The sequence below is a fragment of the Microbacterium sp. Z10_103 genome, from assembly GCF_058310455.1.
In genome coordinates this window covers 1,844,230-1,859,079 of sequence record NZ_JBZEGK010000001.1, presented here as the reverse complement: position 1 = coordinate 1,859,079, position 14,850 = coordinate 1,844,230, and the positions used below count along the sequence as shown (strand labels likewise).

The 14,850-nt window shown below is 70.5% G+C and carries 15 protein-coding genes and 1 tRNA gene; 9 read left to right on the top strand and 7 right to left on the bottom strand.

The window, feature by feature from the left end:
* Window positions 1-18: 18 nt before the first annotated feature.
* Window positions 19-516, bottom strand: coding sequence for a MarR family winged helix-turn-helix transcriptional regulator (locus AC4FS2_RS09015; protein WP_491151972.1), 498 nt, complete (start codon window positions 514-516; stop codon window positions 19-21).
* 88 nt (window positions 517-604) lie between these two features.
* On the opposite strand from AC4FS2_RS09015, the gene AC4FS2_RS09010 reads away from it, so the two are divergent.
* From AC4FS2_RS09010 to AC4FS2_RS08985, 6 genes are all read left to right on the top strand, one after another.
* Window positions 605-676: transfer RNA gene (locus tag AC4FS2_RS09010), tRNA-Gln, on the top strand.
* A 1-nt stretch (window position 677) separates the two neighbouring features.
* Window positions 678-2,135, top strand: a complete 1,458-nt coding sequence (glmU, locus tag AC4FS2_RS09005) for a bifunctional UDP-N-acetylglucosamine diphosphorylase/glucosamine-1-phosphate N-acetyltransferase GlmU (protein WP_491151974.1) — start codon at window positions 678-680, stop codon at window positions 2,133-2,135.
* Window positions 2,110-3,144: a ribose-phosphate diphosphokinase gene (locus AC4FS2_RS09000; RefSeq protein WP_491151976.1), complete on the top strand. Its 1,035-nt coding sequence runs from the start codon at window positions 2,110-2,112 to the stop codon at window positions 3,142-3,144. Before glmU ends, AC4FS2_RS09000 begins: the two co-directional genes overlap by 26 nt.
* 142 nt (window positions 3,145-3,286) lie before the next feature.
* Entirely contained in the window at window positions 3,287-3,751 is a 465-nt protein-coding gene (locus AC4FS2_RS08995) for an FMN-binding protein (protein WP_491151977.1), read from the top strand.
* Between the two features lie 4 nt (window positions 3,752-3,755).
* Window positions 3,756-4,631 (top strand): FAD:protein FMN transferase, encoded by an 876-nt coding sequence (locus AC4FS2_RS08990; protein WP_491151979.1) that lies wholly within the window; start codon window positions 3,756-3,758, stop codon window positions 4,629-4,631.
* Window positions 4,607-6,184 (top strand): FAD-dependent oxidoreductase, encoded by a 1,578-nt coding sequence (locus AC4FS2_RS08985; RefSeq protein ID WP_491151981.1) that lies wholly within the window; start codon window positions 4,607-4,609, stop codon window positions 6,182-6,184. Before AC4FS2_RS08990 ends, AC4FS2_RS08985 begins: the two co-directional genes overlap by 25 nt.
* A 70-nt stretch (window positions 6,185-6,254) precedes the next feature.
* On the opposite strand, the gene AC4FS2_RS08980 is transcribed toward AC4FS2_RS08985, so the two are convergent.
* The 3 genes from AC4FS2_RS08980 to AC4FS2_RS08970 form a co-directional block, all read right to left on the bottom strand.
* The gene (locus tag AC4FS2_RS08980; RefSeq protein ID WP_491151983.1) at window positions 6,255-7,646 is read right to left on the bottom strand and encodes a sensor histidine kinase; all 1,392 of its coding nucleotides are present in this window, start codon (window positions 7,644-7,646) and stop codon (window positions 6,255-6,257) included.
* Window positions 7,647-7,699: 53 nt separating this feature from the next.
* A complete protein-coding gene (locus AC4FS2_RS08975; protein ID WP_491151985.1) occupies window positions 7,700-8,434 on the bottom strand; it encodes a response regulator transcription factor in 735 nt (244 codons plus the stop codon).
* 91 nt (window positions 8,435-8,525) lie between these two features.
* A complete protein-coding gene (locus AC4FS2_RS08970; RefSeq protein ID WP_491151986.1) occupies window positions 8,526-9,524 on the bottom strand; it encodes an NAD-dependent epimerase/dehydratase family protein in 999 nt (332 codons plus the stop codon).
* A gap of 58 nt (window positions 9,525-9,582) precedes the next feature.
* On the opposite strand from AC4FS2_RS08970, the gene AC4FS2_RS08965 reads away from it, so the two are divergent.
* A complete protein-coding gene (locus AC4FS2_RS08965) occupies window positions 9,583-10,932 on the top strand; it encodes an FAD-binding oxidoreductase (RefSeq protein WP_491151987.1) in 1,350 nt (449 codons plus the stop codon).
* A 7-nt stretch (window positions 10,933-10,939) separates the two neighbouring features.
* Here AC4FS2_RS08965 and gnd read toward each other — a convergent pair whose 3' ends face one another.
* Window positions 10,940-12,430, bottom strand: coding sequence for an NADP-dependent phosphogluconate dehydrogenase (gene gnd / locus AC4FS2_RS08960; protein WP_491155617.1), 1,491 nt, complete (start codon window positions 12,428-12,430; stop codon window positions 10,940-10,942).
* Between the two features lie 228 nt (window positions 12,431-12,658).
* On the bottom strand, window positions 12,659-12,781 hold the full coding sequence (locus AC4FS2_RS08955) for a hypothetical protein (RefSeq protein WP_491151989.1): 123 nt from the start codon (window positions 12,779-12,781) through the stop codon (window positions 12,659-12,661).
* A gap of 206 nt (window positions 12,782-12,987) precedes the next feature.
* Here AC4FS2_RS08955 and AC4FS2_RS08950 point away from each other — a divergent pair, with 206 nt between their 5' ends.
* The gene (locus AC4FS2_RS08950) at window positions 12,988-13,611 is read left to right on the top strand and encodes a 50S ribosomal protein L25/general stress protein Ctc (RefSeq protein WP_491151990.1); all 624 of its coding nucleotides are present in this window, start codon (window positions 12,988-12,990) and stop codon (window positions 13,609-13,611) included.
* Between the two features lie 81 nt (window positions 13,612-13,692).
* Window positions 13,693-14,274: an aminoacyl-tRNA hydrolase gene (gene pth, locus AC4FS2_RS08945; protein WP_491151992.1), complete on the top strand. Its 582-nt coding sequence runs from the start codon at window positions 13,693-13,695 to the stop codon at window positions 14,272-14,274.
* A 16-nt stretch (window positions 14,275-14,290) separates the two neighbouring features.
* On the opposite strand, the gene AC4FS2_RS08940 is transcribed toward pth, so the two are convergent.
* The gene (locus tag AC4FS2_RS08940; RefSeq protein WP_491151994.1) at window positions 14,291-14,821 is read right to left on the bottom strand and encodes a hypothetical protein; all 531 of its coding nucleotides are present in this window, start codon (window positions 14,819-14,821) and stop codon (window positions 14,291-14,293) included.
* Window positions 14,822-14,850: the final 29 nt, after the last annotated feature.

Below are 14,850 nucleotides of genomic sequence, written 5' to 3'. Positions count from 1 at the left end.
GAGCCGAGCCGGGCGGGATCAGGCGTCGAAGCCCAGGCTGAGCTTGCGCAGAAGGTTGGCGAGACGCTCGCGGTCGCTGCGGGACAGCGCGTCGAGGAGGAGGGCTTCGGCGTCGACGAGGCGGGTGATCGCCGCATCCACGCGGGTCCGCCCGTCGGGAGTGAGGGTGACCAGGATGCTCCGGCCGTCACCCGGGTCGGCCTCGCGCCGCACGAGGCGACGGCCGACCAGTCGGTCGATGCGGTTGGTCATCGTGCCGCTGGAGACGAGGGTCTGCTGCAGCAGCTGCTTCGGGCTCAGCTGGAAGGGCTCGCCCGCCCGCCGCAGTGCCGAGAGCACGTCCCACTCCCACGGCTCCAGGTCGCTCCGGCGGAACGCCTCTTTCCGCGCCCGGTCGAGGTGGCGCGACAGGCGGTCGACGCGCGAGAGCACCTCGAGGGGCGAGAAGTCCAGGTCGGGGCGCTGCCGGATCCACGCGACGACGATGCGGTCGACCTCGTCGCTCTCGTGGCTCACGGTCCCATTATCCGCTTCGCGCGCTGCCCGTGCCCCGGGGCTGTCGTCCAGCCCCATCTGGCAGACTGAAACGGCGCCGGTGGCGCGGTCCGCCGTGGTGTAACGGCAGCACGACAGCCTTTGGAGCTGTTAGGACCAGGTTCGAATCCTGGCGGCGGAGCATGACGAACGAACTGGCCATTGTGGTTCTCGCTGCCGGGCAGGGCACACGGATGCGTTCGCGCCTGCCGAAGGTGCTGCATCCCCTGGGCGGGCGCCCCCTCGTGGCGCACGTGCTGGACGCCGCCGCCTTGCTCGACCCTGTGCGCATCGAGGTCGTCGTGCGCCACGAGCGCGACCGCGTGGTCCGGACGCTCACCGCCCTCACCACCGACGTGCACATCGTCGACCAGGATGAGATCCCCGGCACGGGCCGCGCCGTGCAGGTGGCGCTGGATGACCTCGGCGACTTCGCCGGCGACATCCTCGTGCTCAGCGGTGACGTGCCGCTCCTGGAAGCGGCCACCCTCGCCGACCTCGTCACAGCGCACCGCTCGTCCGGGGCCGCCGCGACCGTGCTCAGCGCGCGGGTGGCCGATCCGAGCGGCTACGGCCGCGTCATCCGCGACGCCTCCGGCGGCGTGGAGCGGATCGTCGAGCAGAAGGACGCCACCGCGGACGAAGCCGCCGTCACCGAGATCAACGTCGGGGTGTACGTCTTCCAGGCCGCGCCGCTGCGGAGCCACCTGGAACTGGTGGGCTCGGCCAACGCGCAGGGAGAGCGCTACCTCACCGACGTCATCCGTCTCCTCCGCGACTCCCGCCACGTCGTCACCGCCACCGAGGCGCCGGACGCGACCGCGGCGCTCGGCGTCAACGACCGGGTTCAGCTGGCGGAAGCCGCGCGCACGCTGAATGCCCGCATCGTCCGGCGCTGGCAGCTGGAGGGCGTCACCGTGCAGGATCCCGCGACGACGTGGATCGAGGACACCGCCACCCTCGCGCCGGATGTGACGATCCTGCCGAACACGCACATCCTGGGTGCGACCGCCGTCGCCGCCGGCGCGACGATCGGGCCCGACACGAGCCTCGTGGATTGCGAAGTGGGGGAGGATGCCGTCGTCCGCCGCACCGATGCGACCCTCGCTGTGATCGGCGCGCGGGCGACCGTGGGCCCGTTCGCCTTTCTCCGCCCCAACACCACACTGGCCGAGGGGGGCAAGATCGGCACGTTCGTGGAGACGAAGAATTCCACGATCGGCGAGGGCAGCAAGGTGCCGCATCTGTCCTACATCGGCGACACGACCGTCGGTCGCAACGTCAACCTCGGCGCCGGGACCATCACGGCCAACTACGACGATCTGACCAAGCACCGCACCGAGATCGGCGACGAGGTGCACTCCGGCTCGCACAACGTGTTCGTGGCGCCGGTTAGGATCGGAGAAGGCGCCAAAACCGGGGCCGGCGCGGTGGTCCGCAAGGACGTGCCCCCCGGTGCTCTGGCGCTGAGCGTCGCGCCCCAGCGCAACGTCGAGGGATGGGTCGAAAACAACCGACCGGGCACGGGCGCGGCGCGAGTCGCCGCGCAGGCCCGGTCTGCACAGGAAGCTGGCGATGGGCCGCAAGAAGAAGACGGTTGACCTCGATCGGGACAACGGCATCGCCCCCGGTTTGGTCGCCAAGACGAAGAAGCGCCTCGTCGTCGCAGCCGGTCGTTCCCACCCCGAGCTCGCCGCTCAGGTGGCCGCGCACCTCGGCACCGAACTCGCCCCCACCGAGCACCGCACGTTCGCGTCGGGGGAGATCTACACGCGCTTCGAGGTCTCGATCCGAGGATGCGACGTCTTCGTCATCCAGTCGTTCGGCCCGCCGGTCAACGAGTGGCTGATGGAGCTGCTGATCATGCTCGACGCGCTCAAGCGCGCCTCTGCCAAGCGCATCACCGTGGTGGCGCCGTACTTCCCCTACTCGCGACAGGACAAGAAGGGCCGCGGACGCGAGCCGATCAGCGCCCGCCTCGTCACCGACCTGCTGACCACCGCGGGCGCGGACCGCATCATGAGCGTCGACCTGCACGCGGCGCAGATCCAGGGATTCTTCGACGGTCCGGTCGACCACCTCTTCGCCAAGCCCGTGCTCCTGGATTACTTCCGCGAGCACCTCAGCCCGGAAGACCGTGAGACGCTCACCGTCGTCTCGCCCGACATGGGGCGCGTCCGCGTCGCAGACACCTGGTCCGACAGCCTCGGCGCCCCGCTGGCGATCATCCACAAGCGCCGCGACCCGAAGGTCGCCAACCAGGTCACCGTGCACGAGATCGTCGGTGCGGTGGCCGGCCGCACCTGCCTGCTGGTGGACGACATGATCGACACCGGCGGCACGATCGTGAAGGCCGCGCAGGCCCTCAAGGCCGCCGGCGCGCGCAAGGTCATCGTCGCCGCGACCCACGCGATCTTCAGCCCGCCTGCCACGGTGCGGCTGCAGGACGAGGCGATCGACCTGGTCGTGGTCACCGACACCGTCCCGATCCCCGCGGACGAGCGGTTCGAGGGTCTGATGGTGCTGCCCATCGCGCCGCTCCTGGCCCGCGCCATCCGCGAGGTCTTCGAGGACGGCTCGGTCACGAGCATGTTCGGCGGCGAAGCCTGAGATCGTTCCTCGCGAGGCCCGTCGGGAACGGAATTCTGCGAAGAGTGGGCAACGGGTGAACCGCGAGCCGGGGCGCGTCGTGTCACCGGTGTGGCCATCCGGTCACGAGGCCCTGCACGAGCAATCGCCTTTGGAGGACGCTGTGATCCGTACCATCCCCCTACCCCGTTCCATCCGTGCCGCCGCAGCCTTCGTCGGCGTCGCGGGGGTCGTGACCCTCGCTGGATGCTCCGGCCCTGCCGAAGCGGAACCGCAGACCGTCGACGAGACGACGCAGAGCGAGGCCGGCTCGGGCGAGGCCGGCGCGGGCGCCTACGCCGACGGGACGTACAGCGCCGAGGGCAGCTACCGGACACCCGAGACGACCGAGTCCCTCGACGTCACGATCACCCTGGAAGGCGACGTCGTCACCGCCGTCGAGGTGACCGGTGACCCGCAGGCGCCCCAGTCGGAGCAGTACCAGGGCCGGTTCATCGGCGGCATCTCGGACGAGGTCGTCGGGAAGAACATCGACGAGCTCTCCGTCAGCCGCGTGGCCGGGTCCTCCCTCACCAGTGGCGGATTCAACGAGGCGCTCGAGGCCATCAAGGCCGACGCCGCGGCCTGATCGCATGACCGCATCCACCACCACGCGCGCCGCTTGGTTCTTCGATGCGATCGGAACGCGGTGGCACGTCGCGACCGACGCCCCACTGGGGGCCGCGGTGGTCGCGCGCGTCCAGGCGGTCGTGTCGGAGTTCGATCGGGTCTGGTCGCGCTTCCGCGACGACTCGGTCGTCACCGCACTCGGCCGGAACGGAGGCACCGTCCCGGCGCCGCCCGACGCCGCGGAAATGCTCGACGTGTACGCCGAACTCGATGCCGCCACCGGCGGCGCCGTCAATCCGCTCGTGGGCGAATCGCTCGCCCGGCTCGGCTACGACGCCCGTTACTCCCTCGTGGCGGGTGATCCACGCCGGGCGCCGGCGGACTGGCGCGAGCGGCTGACCTGGTCGCGCGGGCAGCTCGCCCTCGATGCCCCCGCGGTGATCGACGTCGGAGCGCTGGGCAAGGGGCGTCTCGTCGACCTGGTCCTCGCGGTGATCGTCGAATCGGGCGCGAGCGATGCGGTGGTGGATGCCTCGGGCGATATGGCCGTGCGGGGAGCACCGCAGCGCGTCGGTCTGGAGCATCCCTTCGACGCCCGCCGGGCGATCGGGGTGATCGAGGTGGAGGACGCCGCCCTGTGCGCCTCGGGCACCGCGCGCCGCGCGTGGGGCGACGGTCTGCACCACGTGCTCGACGCCCGGACGGGCACTCCCGTGCAGGCGTTCGCCGCCACGTGGGCCGTGGCGTCGACCGCGATGCGGGCCGACGCGCTCGCCACCGCGCTGTTCTTCGAGGGCGGCCCCGAGCTGGCCGCAGCGTGGGACGCGCAGTGGGTGCGCATGCGCACCGACGGGCGCGTGGAGTGGTCGCCGGGATGCACGGCGGAGCTGTTCCTGTGATCGGCGCGGTGACGGCGGGCTGGACCCGCGTTCTGGGGCTCCTCGGCCGGGTGTCGATGTACCGGCTGGTGCTGCTGTCGCTGGCCTCGCTGGCGGTCGTGTCGCTCGTGCTGTCGCTGCTGGGGCTCATCGGACCGCGCCCGCTCGACCTTCTCGTCACCGCGGGGGTGCTGGCGGCCGTGTGCGTGCTGGTCGACCTGGGCATGCAGAGCATGCTCCGGCTGCCGCGACGGGTGGAGTCCTCGCTGATCACCGCCGGAATCCTGCTGTTCGTGCTGTTCCCGACGACCGACCCGCTCGGCCTCGCCGGCATCGCCCTGGCCGGCGCCGCCGCATCCCTGTCGAAGTACCTTCTCGTGTGGCGCGGCCGGCACGTCTTCAACCCCGCCGCTGTCGGTGCCGCCGTGCTGACTCTCGTCGGGATCGGAATACCGGCCCTGGGCGCCTCGGCGTGGTGGGTGGGCACCCCGACGCTGGCCGCCCCCGTTCTCGTCCTCGGTATCGCGATCCTGTGGCGCACCGAGAAGATGCGCATGGTCGCCGGCTTCTGGGTGATCGCCGCGGGGGTGGCGTTCCTGCGTGCCGTGGCCCAGGACACCGCAGCCGGCTTCGAGGTGGATGCGGGGGCCATCGCTGTACAGGTCGCATTCTCGTCGCCGTACCTGTTCCTCGGGGCCTTCCTGCTCTCGGAGCCGCTGACCCTGCCCCCGCGGCGGTGGCAGCAGTTCGCCGTCGCGGCAGTGGTCGGCGTCCTGGCCGGGTGGCCGCTCAATCTCGGCGTCTTCACCCTGGGGCAGGAGTTCGCCCTGCTCGTGGGCAATCTCGTGGCGTTCCTCTTCGCCCGGCGAAGCGGGGTCCGGTTCGTCGTGGAGGGACGGCGCGAGGTCACCCCGACGGTGCGGGAACTGACGTTCCGCACACAGCGTCCGTTCGCGTTCCGCCCGGGGCAGTACCTCGAACTCGACGTGCCGCACCGGCGGCCGGATGCCCGGGGAACGCGCCGGGAGTTCTCCATCCTCTCCGATCCCGCCGACCTGCCCACCGTGCGGATCGCCTACAAGGACGGCTCGCACTCCAGTTTCAAGCGTGCTCTGGCCGAGGTGCCCCCCGGAACGACGCTCGCCGTCTCGGGCATCTGGGGCGACTTCCTGCTGCCGACGCGCACCACCGCCCCGCTGCTCTTCGTGGCAGCGGGGATCGGAGTGACGCCATTCGTGTCGCACCTGCGCCATCTCGCCGCAGCCGACCAGGATCGCGACATCGTCCTGATCTACGTGGCCTCGGATGCTTCGGAGTTGGCCTTCCGCGACGAGATCGCCCGCGCGGGCATCCCCGTCATCGTCTTCACTCGCAACGAACCGGCCGATCTGCCGGCCTCTTGGCGGTGGGCGGGCCGTGGCGTGCGCCTGGACGCGGATGGGCTGATGCGGATGGTGCCCGACCTCTCCTCGCGGCACGCCTACATCTCCGGGCCGCCGGCACTCATCGCGGATCTCGCCCCGGCTCTGGAGCGCGCGCGGTCGCTCACGACCGACGCGTTCTCCGGCTACTGACCCGTCGACTCGCCAGCAATCGTCTGGTCTGAGCTCATTTTCGGACGTTTGCTGGCGAGTCGACGGGGGGTTACGCGGGGTCGGCGGGTCTCGCGGGAAGGCGGACCTCGAAGACGGTGTCGCCGGGGGTGCTGCGGACGCTGATCGTGCCGCGGTGCGCCTCGACGATCGCCCGGGCGATGGAGAGGCCCAGGCCGGTTCCCCCTGTCTTGCGAGCGCGGGAAGCGTCGCCGCGAGCGAAGCGCTCGAAAAGCCGGTCGGCGACGGCCGGATCGATGCCGGGCCCGTCATCGTGGACGCGGAGCACCGCCTGATCGCCCTCGCGGCGCACCGACACGGTCACGACGGTTCCGGCGGGGGTGTGCGCTCGGGCGTTTGCGAGGAGGTTGGCGATCACCTGCTGCAGGCGCGCGGGGTCTCCGGCCAGGACGACCGGTTCATCCGCGACGTCGAGGATCCACTCGTGGTCGGGGCCGGCGGGCCGCGCGTCGCCGACGGCCTCGACCGCCAGGTGCGTGAGGTCCACCGTGTCGTACACGAGCTCCTGGCCCTCATCCAGCCGAGCGAGGAGGAGGAGATCCTCCACGAGGGCGGTCATCCTCAACGACTGCGCCTGGATGCGCTCGAGGGCGGTGCGGGCGTTCTCCCCGAGCGAGGCGTCCCGCAGCGACAACTCCGAGTACCCGCGAATCGAGGTGAGCGGGGTGCGCAGTTCGTGGCTCGCGTCGGCGACGAAGCTGCGCATGAGCTCCTCGTTACGCTGGCGGGCCGTGAGCGAAGCATCCACGTGGTCGAGCAGGGTGTTCAGCGCGGCGCCCACCTGGCCGATCTCCGTGGAGTCGTCGGTCTGGGCCTCGGGGACGCGCTCGGTGATCTTCACGTCGCCGGAATCCATCCGCACCTTCGCCACCCGAGTCGCGGTGTCGGCCACGGCACGAAGGGGGCCCAGGCCGATGCGGATGACGATCGCGATGATGGATGACAGCAGCACCAGGCCGCCGGTGGTCACGAGGCCCACCGTGAGGAGGATCTGCGAGATCGTCGTGGTGATCTCGCTGAGAGGCAGGCCGAGGACGGCCAGGGCCTCGGGGCCGGGGTACGTCAGGCTCGTGACGCGGTAGTCCCCGAGACCTGGGATGTCGACGGTGCGCGATGAGGCGGTGGCCACCGAGTCGACGATCTCGGCGATCTCGTCGTTCTCCAGAACGCGGACAGCGCCGCCGTCCACGTACGCGCCGGTCGTCCCCCCGGCCGGCGTCCGGGTGACCAGCAGGGTGCCGTCCTGGAAGGGTCCGCTGGCCAGCAGCTCGGGCGCGGTGCTCTGCACGCCGATACGGACATTCGACGCTGCCTGACGCAGCCGCGTGTCGAGACTCTCTTGGAGCACCTGGCCGAGAATCGCCCCCGTCGACAGGGCGACGATGGCCAGGATGACCGCGACCATCCCGATGATCGCGGTCATCAGGCGGGCTTGGAGACTCCAGGCGCGGGCGCGTGGGGGGCGGGAGGGGGCGGTCACTGCGGCGCTTTGATCATGTAGCCGACGCCCCGGATGGTGTGGATCAGGGGTTCCCGACCGGCATCGATCTTCTTGCGCAAGTAGGAGATGTACAGCTCGACCACGCTGGAACGTCCGCCGAAGTCGTAATTCCACACGCGGTCCAGGATCTGCGCCTTGGAGACGACTCTCCGCTGATTGCGCATGAGGTAGCGCAGCAACTCGAACTCGGTTGCCGTCAGGTCGATCTCGTCGCTTCCGCGGAACACCTCATGACTGTCCTCGTTGAGGGAGAGGTCGCCCACGTGCAGGATCGGCTCCGCGTCACCGGAGGTCGCCGTCCCCGCGCGGCGCATGAGGCCCCGGAGCCGAGCGACGACCTCCTCGAGGCTGAACGGCTTGGTGACGTAGTCGTCGCCGCCCGCGGTGAGCCCCGCGACGCGGTCGGCCACCGCATCCTTCGCCGTCAGGAACAGCACGGGGACGTCGTTGCCGGAATGGCGGAGCCGCTGCAGCACGGCCATGCCGTCGAGGTCGGGCATCATGATGTCGAGCACCATGGCGTCGGGCTCGAATTCGCGGGCCACCTGCAGAGCCTGCAACCCGGACGAGGCAGCGCGAACGTCCCACCCTTCCATCCGCAGAGCCATCGAGAGAAGGTCGGTGAGCATCTGTTCGTCGTCGACGACGAGGACGCGCAGGGGGGTGCCGTCCGGTCGGGTGAGGGCGGGGGAGGGTGCGGCCGCGTTCATGTAGCCATTGTCCGCCCGAATCTATGAAGGCTCTATGGCGTGCGCTATGCGCGGACTGTGAAGGGCGGACCGTGGGCGACGCGGCCGGGTTTCAGCGTCCGGCCGCGTCCGCGTGCGCGATCATCCGGTCGAACAGGGCGTCGCGGCGCTCATCGATCCGCTGCCGCTCGGGATGGGCGTCGTACCACGCGATGATGCGGCGTGCGCCCTCGTCGAAGGTCACCGTGGTGCGGAATTCCGGCGCCAGCGCGGTCACCTTGGCGTTGTCGAACACCATCGAGTGCGCCTTGTCACCGACGAGCCCCGGGCCGAGGTCGGGATCCCACGCGGCGATCGTTTCGCTGGCGATGTGCACGAGACGCGGGTCGGGCACGCCGGCGGCCTCGGCGAGCCAGCGGTAGATCTGGTCCCACGTGGGGGCGTGGCTGCCGGTGATGGTGAAGGCCTCGCCGATCGCGGCGGGGGCGCCCAGGAGACCGGTGAAGGCGACGGCGAAATCGTCGCTGTGGGTCAGTGTCCACAGGCTCGTACCGTCGCCATGGACGACGACGGGCTTGCCCGCCCGCATCCGCGCGATGTCCGTCCACCCCGCCATGGTGGGCAGCAGCGTGTCGTCGTATGTGTGGGAGGGGCGGACGATGGTGACGGGGAGCCCGCGGTCGCGGTACGCCGCCACCAGCAGGTCTTCGCACGCGATCTTGTCGCGTGAGTACTGCCAGAAGGGGTTGCGCAGCGGCGTGGACTCGGTGACCGGCAGGTGGGAGGGCGGCTTCTGGTACGCGGACGCCGAGCTCACGAAGATGTACTGGCCGGCGCGCTCGCCCGCCACCGTCAGCGCGGTTTCCACATGCGCCGGAAGGAACGACAAGAAGTCGGCGACGACGTCGAACTCCGCTCCGGCGAGGGCGGCGGTCACCGCGTCGGCGTCCCGCACGTCTGCGACCAGTCCGCGCACCTCGGCGGGAAGAGGGCGCGAGCTCGTGCCTCGATTGAGGACGGTGACGTCGTGGCCCGCGGCCACGGCTGCGCGCACGCATGCCGTGCTGATGACACCGGAACCGCCGAGGAAGAGGATGCGTCGGGAGGTCATCCTCCGACCCTAGACCCCGCTCTATCGGGGTGTCCGTGACCGGGGCTACCGTGTGCGCATGAAAACGACAGAGCTGTCGGTGCGTCTGACGGGCACGATCGTGCGTCCGCAAGACGAGGACTGGGATGCGGCGCGGCTGTTCCACTCGGGGATCGGCCAGCCCGACCTCATCGTCCGCGTGGCAGACGTGAACGACGTCTGCGCCGCGGTTGCCCACGCCGCCGAGGAGGGCGCACCGGTGGTGGTGCGGGGCGGCGGGCACAGCGCGTGGGGAACCATCCCCGGCGGAGTGGTGATCGATCTGTCGGGGCTGGCCGATGTGGTCATCGACGCGCCGCGCGGACGCGTCGCCGTCGGTGGGGGAGCGACGTGGGGCGAGGTCGCTCGCACGCTGAGCGAGGCGGGACTGGGAATCAGTTCCGGCGACACCGCGTCGGTGGGCGTGGGGGGACTGACGCTGGGCGGCGGAATCGGCTGGATGGTGCGGGCCTGGGGGCTGGCTGTCGACCAGCTGATCGGCGCACAGGTGGTGACCGCATCCGGGGATGTCGTCGAGGCGTCAGGCGCGGAGCATCCCGACCTCTTCTGGGCCCTCCGCGGGGGAGGTGGCAACTTCGGAATCGTGACACGCTTCGACTTCGCCGCCCACCCCTTGGATGCCGTCGTGTTCGCCACCCTGCACGCGGGCGAGGATGCCGTCGCGGTGCTGCGTGCGCTCCGGGGGATCCTGCGCGACGCGCCGCGGGAGCTCACCGTGACGTACATGGACGTGCCGCCGATGGACCCGAGCGCTCCGCCGGGAGCGACGATCTCCGCCTGCTGGGCAGGCGCCGACGAGTCCGCACTGCGCGCGGTCCTCGCGCCCCTGCTCGCCGTGCCCGGCGTCGCCGAGGACGATATCGGGGTGCGGGCGTACCCCGACGTGCTTCTGGACATGCCCGGATATGACCCCGACCAGCCGGTCCCCGGCTTTGTCGGCGGGAATACCCTCGTCGCCGAGCTGGACGATGACCTCATCGACGCGCTCGCCCGCTTCCGGGCGGAGCGGCGCGCAGCCGTGCTGTTTCTGCGTTCCCTCGGCGGCGCCTTCGGTGAGGTTCCGCCGGGAGCCACCGCCTTCGCCGAACGCTCGGCGACCTGGTTCGCCATGGCCGGCGCCTTCGACCTGCCGGGTCTCCTCGACGCGGATGGCCGGGCGGCGGCCGAGAGCGAGTGGGCGCGCATCGAGGCGCGTGGACTCGGGGTCTACGGGAACTTCAGCCCCTCGACCGATCCCGGCTGGGTACCGCGGATGTATCCGCCGGCCACCCGAGCGCGGCTGTCGGAGGTGAAGCGGGCGTGGGATCCGGCCAATCTCTTCCGGCGCAACCACAACGTGCCGCCCGCGGGTGCGGACGGCACGTTGTGAAGCGGCGTCAGTGGGTGTCTTCGGCTTCGATCTCGGTGCGGTCGCCCGACCACAGGGTGTGGAAGGTTCCCGGCTTGTCGATGCGCTTGTAGGTGTGCGCGCCGAAGAAGTCGCGCTGCCCCTGGATGAGGGCGGCCGGCAGTCGTTCGGCGCGGAGGCCGTCGTAATACGCGAGGGACGACGAGAACGCCGGGGCGGGAATCCCCGCGCGGGCCGAGGTGGCCACGACGTCGCGCCAGGCCGACTGCGCGCGGGTGAGGGCGTCGACGAAGTACGGCGCGGTCAGCAGCACGGGCAGCTCGGGGGTCGCGGCGTACGCCTCGGTGATCCGGTTGAGGAACTGCGCGCGGATGATGCAGCCGCCACGCCAGATCGAGGCGATCTTCCCCAGGTCGATGTCCCAGTCGTACTGGGCCGCACCGGCACGGATCTCATCGAACCCCTGCGAGTACGCGACGATCTTCGAGGCGTACAGCGCGAGGCGGATCTTCTCGATGAACGCATCGGCGTCGTCGACCTGCAGCTGCTCGGCCGGCCCGGGCAGCTCCCGGGAGACCTCGCGCTGCTCGGGGTGGGAGGAAAGGGAGCGGGCGAAGGTGGCTTCAGCGATGCCCGAGACCGGGACGCCCAGCGACAGTGCCGTCTGGACGGTCCATGCCCCGGTGCCCTTCGCGCCGGCCTGATCGACGATGACGTCCACGAGTGGCCGGCCCGTCACGGCGTCGGTCTGGCGGAGCACCTCGGCGGTGATCTCGATGAGGTACGACTCGAGCTCGCCCCGGTTCCACTCCGCGAAAACGTCGGCGATCTCGCCGGGCGTCTTGCCGGTACCCCGGCGGATCAGGTCGTACGCCTCGGCGATCAGCTGCATGTCGGCGTACTCGATGCCGTTGTGCACCATCTTCACGAAGTGGCCGGCACCGTCGTGGCCGACGTGGGTCACGCACGCCTCGCCCTCCGCGACGGCGGCGATCGAGGTGAGGATCGGTCCCAGAGTCGTCCACGACTCATCGGAGCCGCCCGGCATCAGAGACGGCCCGTTCAGGGCGCCTTCCTCACCGCCCGACACGCCCATCCCGACGAAGTTGATCCCCGTCTCGCGGACGGCCTTCTCGCGGCGGATCGTGTCGGTGAACAGGGCGTTGCCCCCGTCGACGATGATGTCGCCGGGTTGGAACACCCGCACGAGCTCCTCGATGACCGCGTCGGTCGCATCGCCGGCCTTCACCATGATCACGGCCGCGCGCGGGCGCTGCAGCGACGCGGCGAACTCCTGATACGAGAACGCCGGAACGAATTCCGCCTCGGGGTGGGCGGAGACGAGTTCGTCGGTCTTCGACCGGGAACGGTTGAACACCGCCACGGTGTTCCCCTCGCGGCTGGCGAGGTTGCGGGCGAGGTTGGACCCCATGACCGCCAGACCCACCACGCCGATGTTCGCCGGCCCGCTCGCATCCGCGGGGCTGGCCGTGCCGGCCTCGGCGACGGGCCGCCGCACATCCTCGGGTGCGGGTGCGCCCTCGTGCGCGCGTGCCGCTTCGTGCGGTGCCTGCTCCTGATCGGTGGACAATTGCGTCTGGGCAGGGTCGTTTGCTGACACGCGGGCTCCTGGTGGTCGGGATGCGGCTGAGCGCCTGGCGTCGGGGGACGCCGGTGGGGTCGCACTCAGCCTATCGCCGGTGATCCTCGGAGGCGCCGGCGGTCATCCGGGCCGGAAGGGGGGCCGTCAGTCCTTGCGATAGGCGGCGCGGCCGAGCGACCAGAACGCCGCCACGGTGCCCACGGCACCGAGGGCCGCGATGGCGCCGGCGATCCACAGCATCAGGTGGGAGAAGAATTCGGCGGGCATGGATCCTCCGTGTGTCGGCAGCGTCTCCATGGTAGCGGGGCCGCTGGTAGACTTCTGAGTGAAACTTCGGCGAGGGATGCGTCAGCCCAGGCGGTGCGTCCGTGATCGACGCGGTGAAGCAGGCTCACGGCTTTCCTCACGCGCTCGCGTTCGAGTCGAAACCAGACCCCCACACCGGGCCCGTGTGCCCGCAAGGAGAATTCATCATGTCGGAAGACAACCAGGTCCACGCCGAGCTGCGTGAGAACTTCGGCAAGGGCCACGCCCGACGCCTCCGCGCCGCGGGCAAGATCCCCGCCGTCCTCTACGGCCACGGGGCCGATCCGCAGCACCTGGCCCTCCCGGGCCACCAGGTGGCGCTGCTCATCCGTCGCGCCAACGCGCTGCTCGACCTCGAGGTCGCCGGAAAGCACGAGTACGCGCTGGTGAAGGACGTGCAGAAGGACCCCGTGCACCAGATCATCGAGCACATGGACCTGCTGGTCGTGCGCAAGGGTGAGAAGGTCTCCGTCGACATCCCCGTGATCCTCGTCGGTACCCCCGCCCCCGGGACCCTTGCCAACCTCGACGCCAACACCATCTTGATCGAGGCCGACGCCACTCAGCTTCCCGAGTCGGTCGAGGTCGACGTCGAAGGCCTCGAGGACGGCACGCACATCACCGCCGCAGACCTGAAGCTGCCGGCCGGTTCGGTCCTCATCGCCGACCCGGAGACCCTCATCGTCGCGATCTCGGTCCCCACCGACACTCTCGCGGCCGAGGACGAGATCGCCGAGGCCGATGCCGCGGTGGCCGAGGAGCAGTCCGAGGAGTCCGCCGAGTCCGAGTGACCGAGGACTTCTGCAGTTTCCCGAAGGGGCGCCCAGTGCGCCCCTTCGGTGTAGGTGCCGGCATCCGGGAGAATGAAGACGATGGCTGAGACGTGGCTTGTCGTGGGCCTGGGTAACCCGGGGTCCCGCTACGAGACGACCCGACACAACGTCGGGCAGATGGTCGTGGATGAACTCGCCCGCCGGCGCGGCGAGACCTTCACGTCCCACAAGGCGAACGCCCGCGTCGCCGAGACGTGGCTCCGACCCGGTGGTCCCAAGCTCGTGCTCGCAAAGCCGAACAGCTTCATGAACGTCTCCGGGGGGCCGGTCGCGAACCTCGCCCGGTACTACGGCGTCGATCCCGGCCGGATCATCGTGGTGCACGACGAGCTCGACATTCCGTTCGACACGATCAAGCTCAAGACGGGCGGTGGTCACGGCGGTCACAACGGCGTCCGCGACGTCGCCAAAGCCCTCGGCACCCCCGATTTCCCGCGCGTGCGCGTGGGGATCGGACGCCCGCCCGGTCGCCAGGACCCCGCAGACTGGGTACTCGACCCCTTCGGCGCCACCGAACGCGCAGCGCTGCCGAACCTTCTCGCCGACGCGGCGGACGCGGCCGAGCTCACCGTCAGCGAGGGGCTGCTCACTGCTCAGCAGCGGTTCCACGCCCCCCGCTGACGCGGCTCAGTGCCGGCTAGGAGACGTAGGGCGCGACTCCCGCCGCGACGCCGATCCCGTAGAAGGTCGCTACCGCACCCACGCCGATGACGGCCAGCACGATGGCGACGATGCCCCACACGCGTCCGCGGTTCTGCACGGCCGCGATGATGCCCTGGATGAGGCCCCACAGGGCGAGGATGCCCCACACGGCGAAGGCCACGAAGGTGAGCACGCCTGCGCTGATGGCGAGCTGCTGGCCCGCGAGGGGGAGCGAGTCGTCATCGAGTTCCACCGTGCCGCCGCCGCTGACTTGGGCGTACTGCCCGAGAGCGCCGGTCTGCATCCCCGCGATGAAGGCGATGATCGAGCCGATGACGGCACCGGCGAGCGCGGCACAGAAAGCGATGATGCCGAGCGTGGAGGGACCCTTGGGCTTAGGCCCCGTCTCCCCGGCGGGTGGCGCGTAGCTTGCGGCCGGAGAACTCGCGGGCGCGGATCCGGCCGGAGGCTCATATGCCGGAGGCGGCGTCGGCCGGCCCTGCGGTTCGGGCGGTGTCGTGCTCATGGCCACTCCTTCGTTCTCGGTCGAGGACG

What these genes read in the sequence shown, in the direction of transcription:
- AC4FS2_RS08940 (WP_491151994.1), bottom strand. Translation starts at nt 14,821, where the DNA reads ATGAGCACGACACCGCCCGAACCGCAGGGCCGGCCGACGCCGCCTCCG.
- AC4FS2_RS08955 (WP_491151989.1), bottom strand. Translation starts at nt 12,781, where the DNA reads ATGCCCGCCGAATTCTTCTCCCACCTGATGCTGTGGATCGCCGGCGCC.
- pth (WP_491151992.1), top strand. Translation starts at nt 13,693, where the DNA reads ATGGCTGAGACGTGGCTTGTCGTGGGCCTGGGTAACCCGGGGTCCCGC.
- glmU (WP_491151974.1), top strand. Translation starts at nt 678, where the DNA reads ATGACGAACGAACTGGCCATTGTGGTTCTCGCTGCCGGGCAGGGCACA.
- AC4FS2_RS08965 (WP_491151987.1), top strand. Translation starts at nt 9,583, where the DNA reads ATGAAAACGACAGAGCTGTCGGTGCGTCTGACGGGCACGATCGTGCGT.
- AC4FS2_RS08980 (WP_491151983.1), bottom strand. Translation starts at nt 7,646, where the DNA reads ATGACCGCGATCATCGGGATGGTCGCGGTCATCCTGGCCATCGTCGCC.
- AC4FS2_RS08990 (WP_491151979.1), top strand. Translation starts at nt 3,756, where the DNA reads ATGACCGCATCCACCACCACGCGCGCCGCTTGGTTCTTCGATGCGATC.
- AC4FS2_RS08970 (WP_491151986.1), bottom strand. Translation starts at nt 9,524, where the DNA reads ATGACCTCCCGACGCATCCTCTTCCTCGGCGGTTCCGGTGTCATCAGC.
- AC4FS2_RS09000 (WP_491151976.1), top strand. Translation starts at nt 2,110, where the DNA reads ATGGGCCGCAAGAAGAAGACGGTTGACCTCGATCGGGACAACGGCATC.
- AC4FS2_RS08950 (WP_491151990.1), top strand. Translation starts at nt 12,988, where the DNA reads ATGTCGGAAGACAACCAGGTCCACGCCGAGCTGCGTGAGAACTTCGGC.
- AC4FS2_RS08975 (WP_491151985.1), bottom strand. Translation starts at nt 8,434, where the DNA reads ATGAACGCGGCCGCACCCTCCCCCGCCCTCACCCGACCGGACGGCACC.
- AC4FS2_RS08985 (WP_491151981.1), top strand. Translation starts at nt 4,607, where the DNA reads ATGCACGGCGGAGCTGTTCCTGTGATCGGCGCGGTGACGGCGGGCTGG.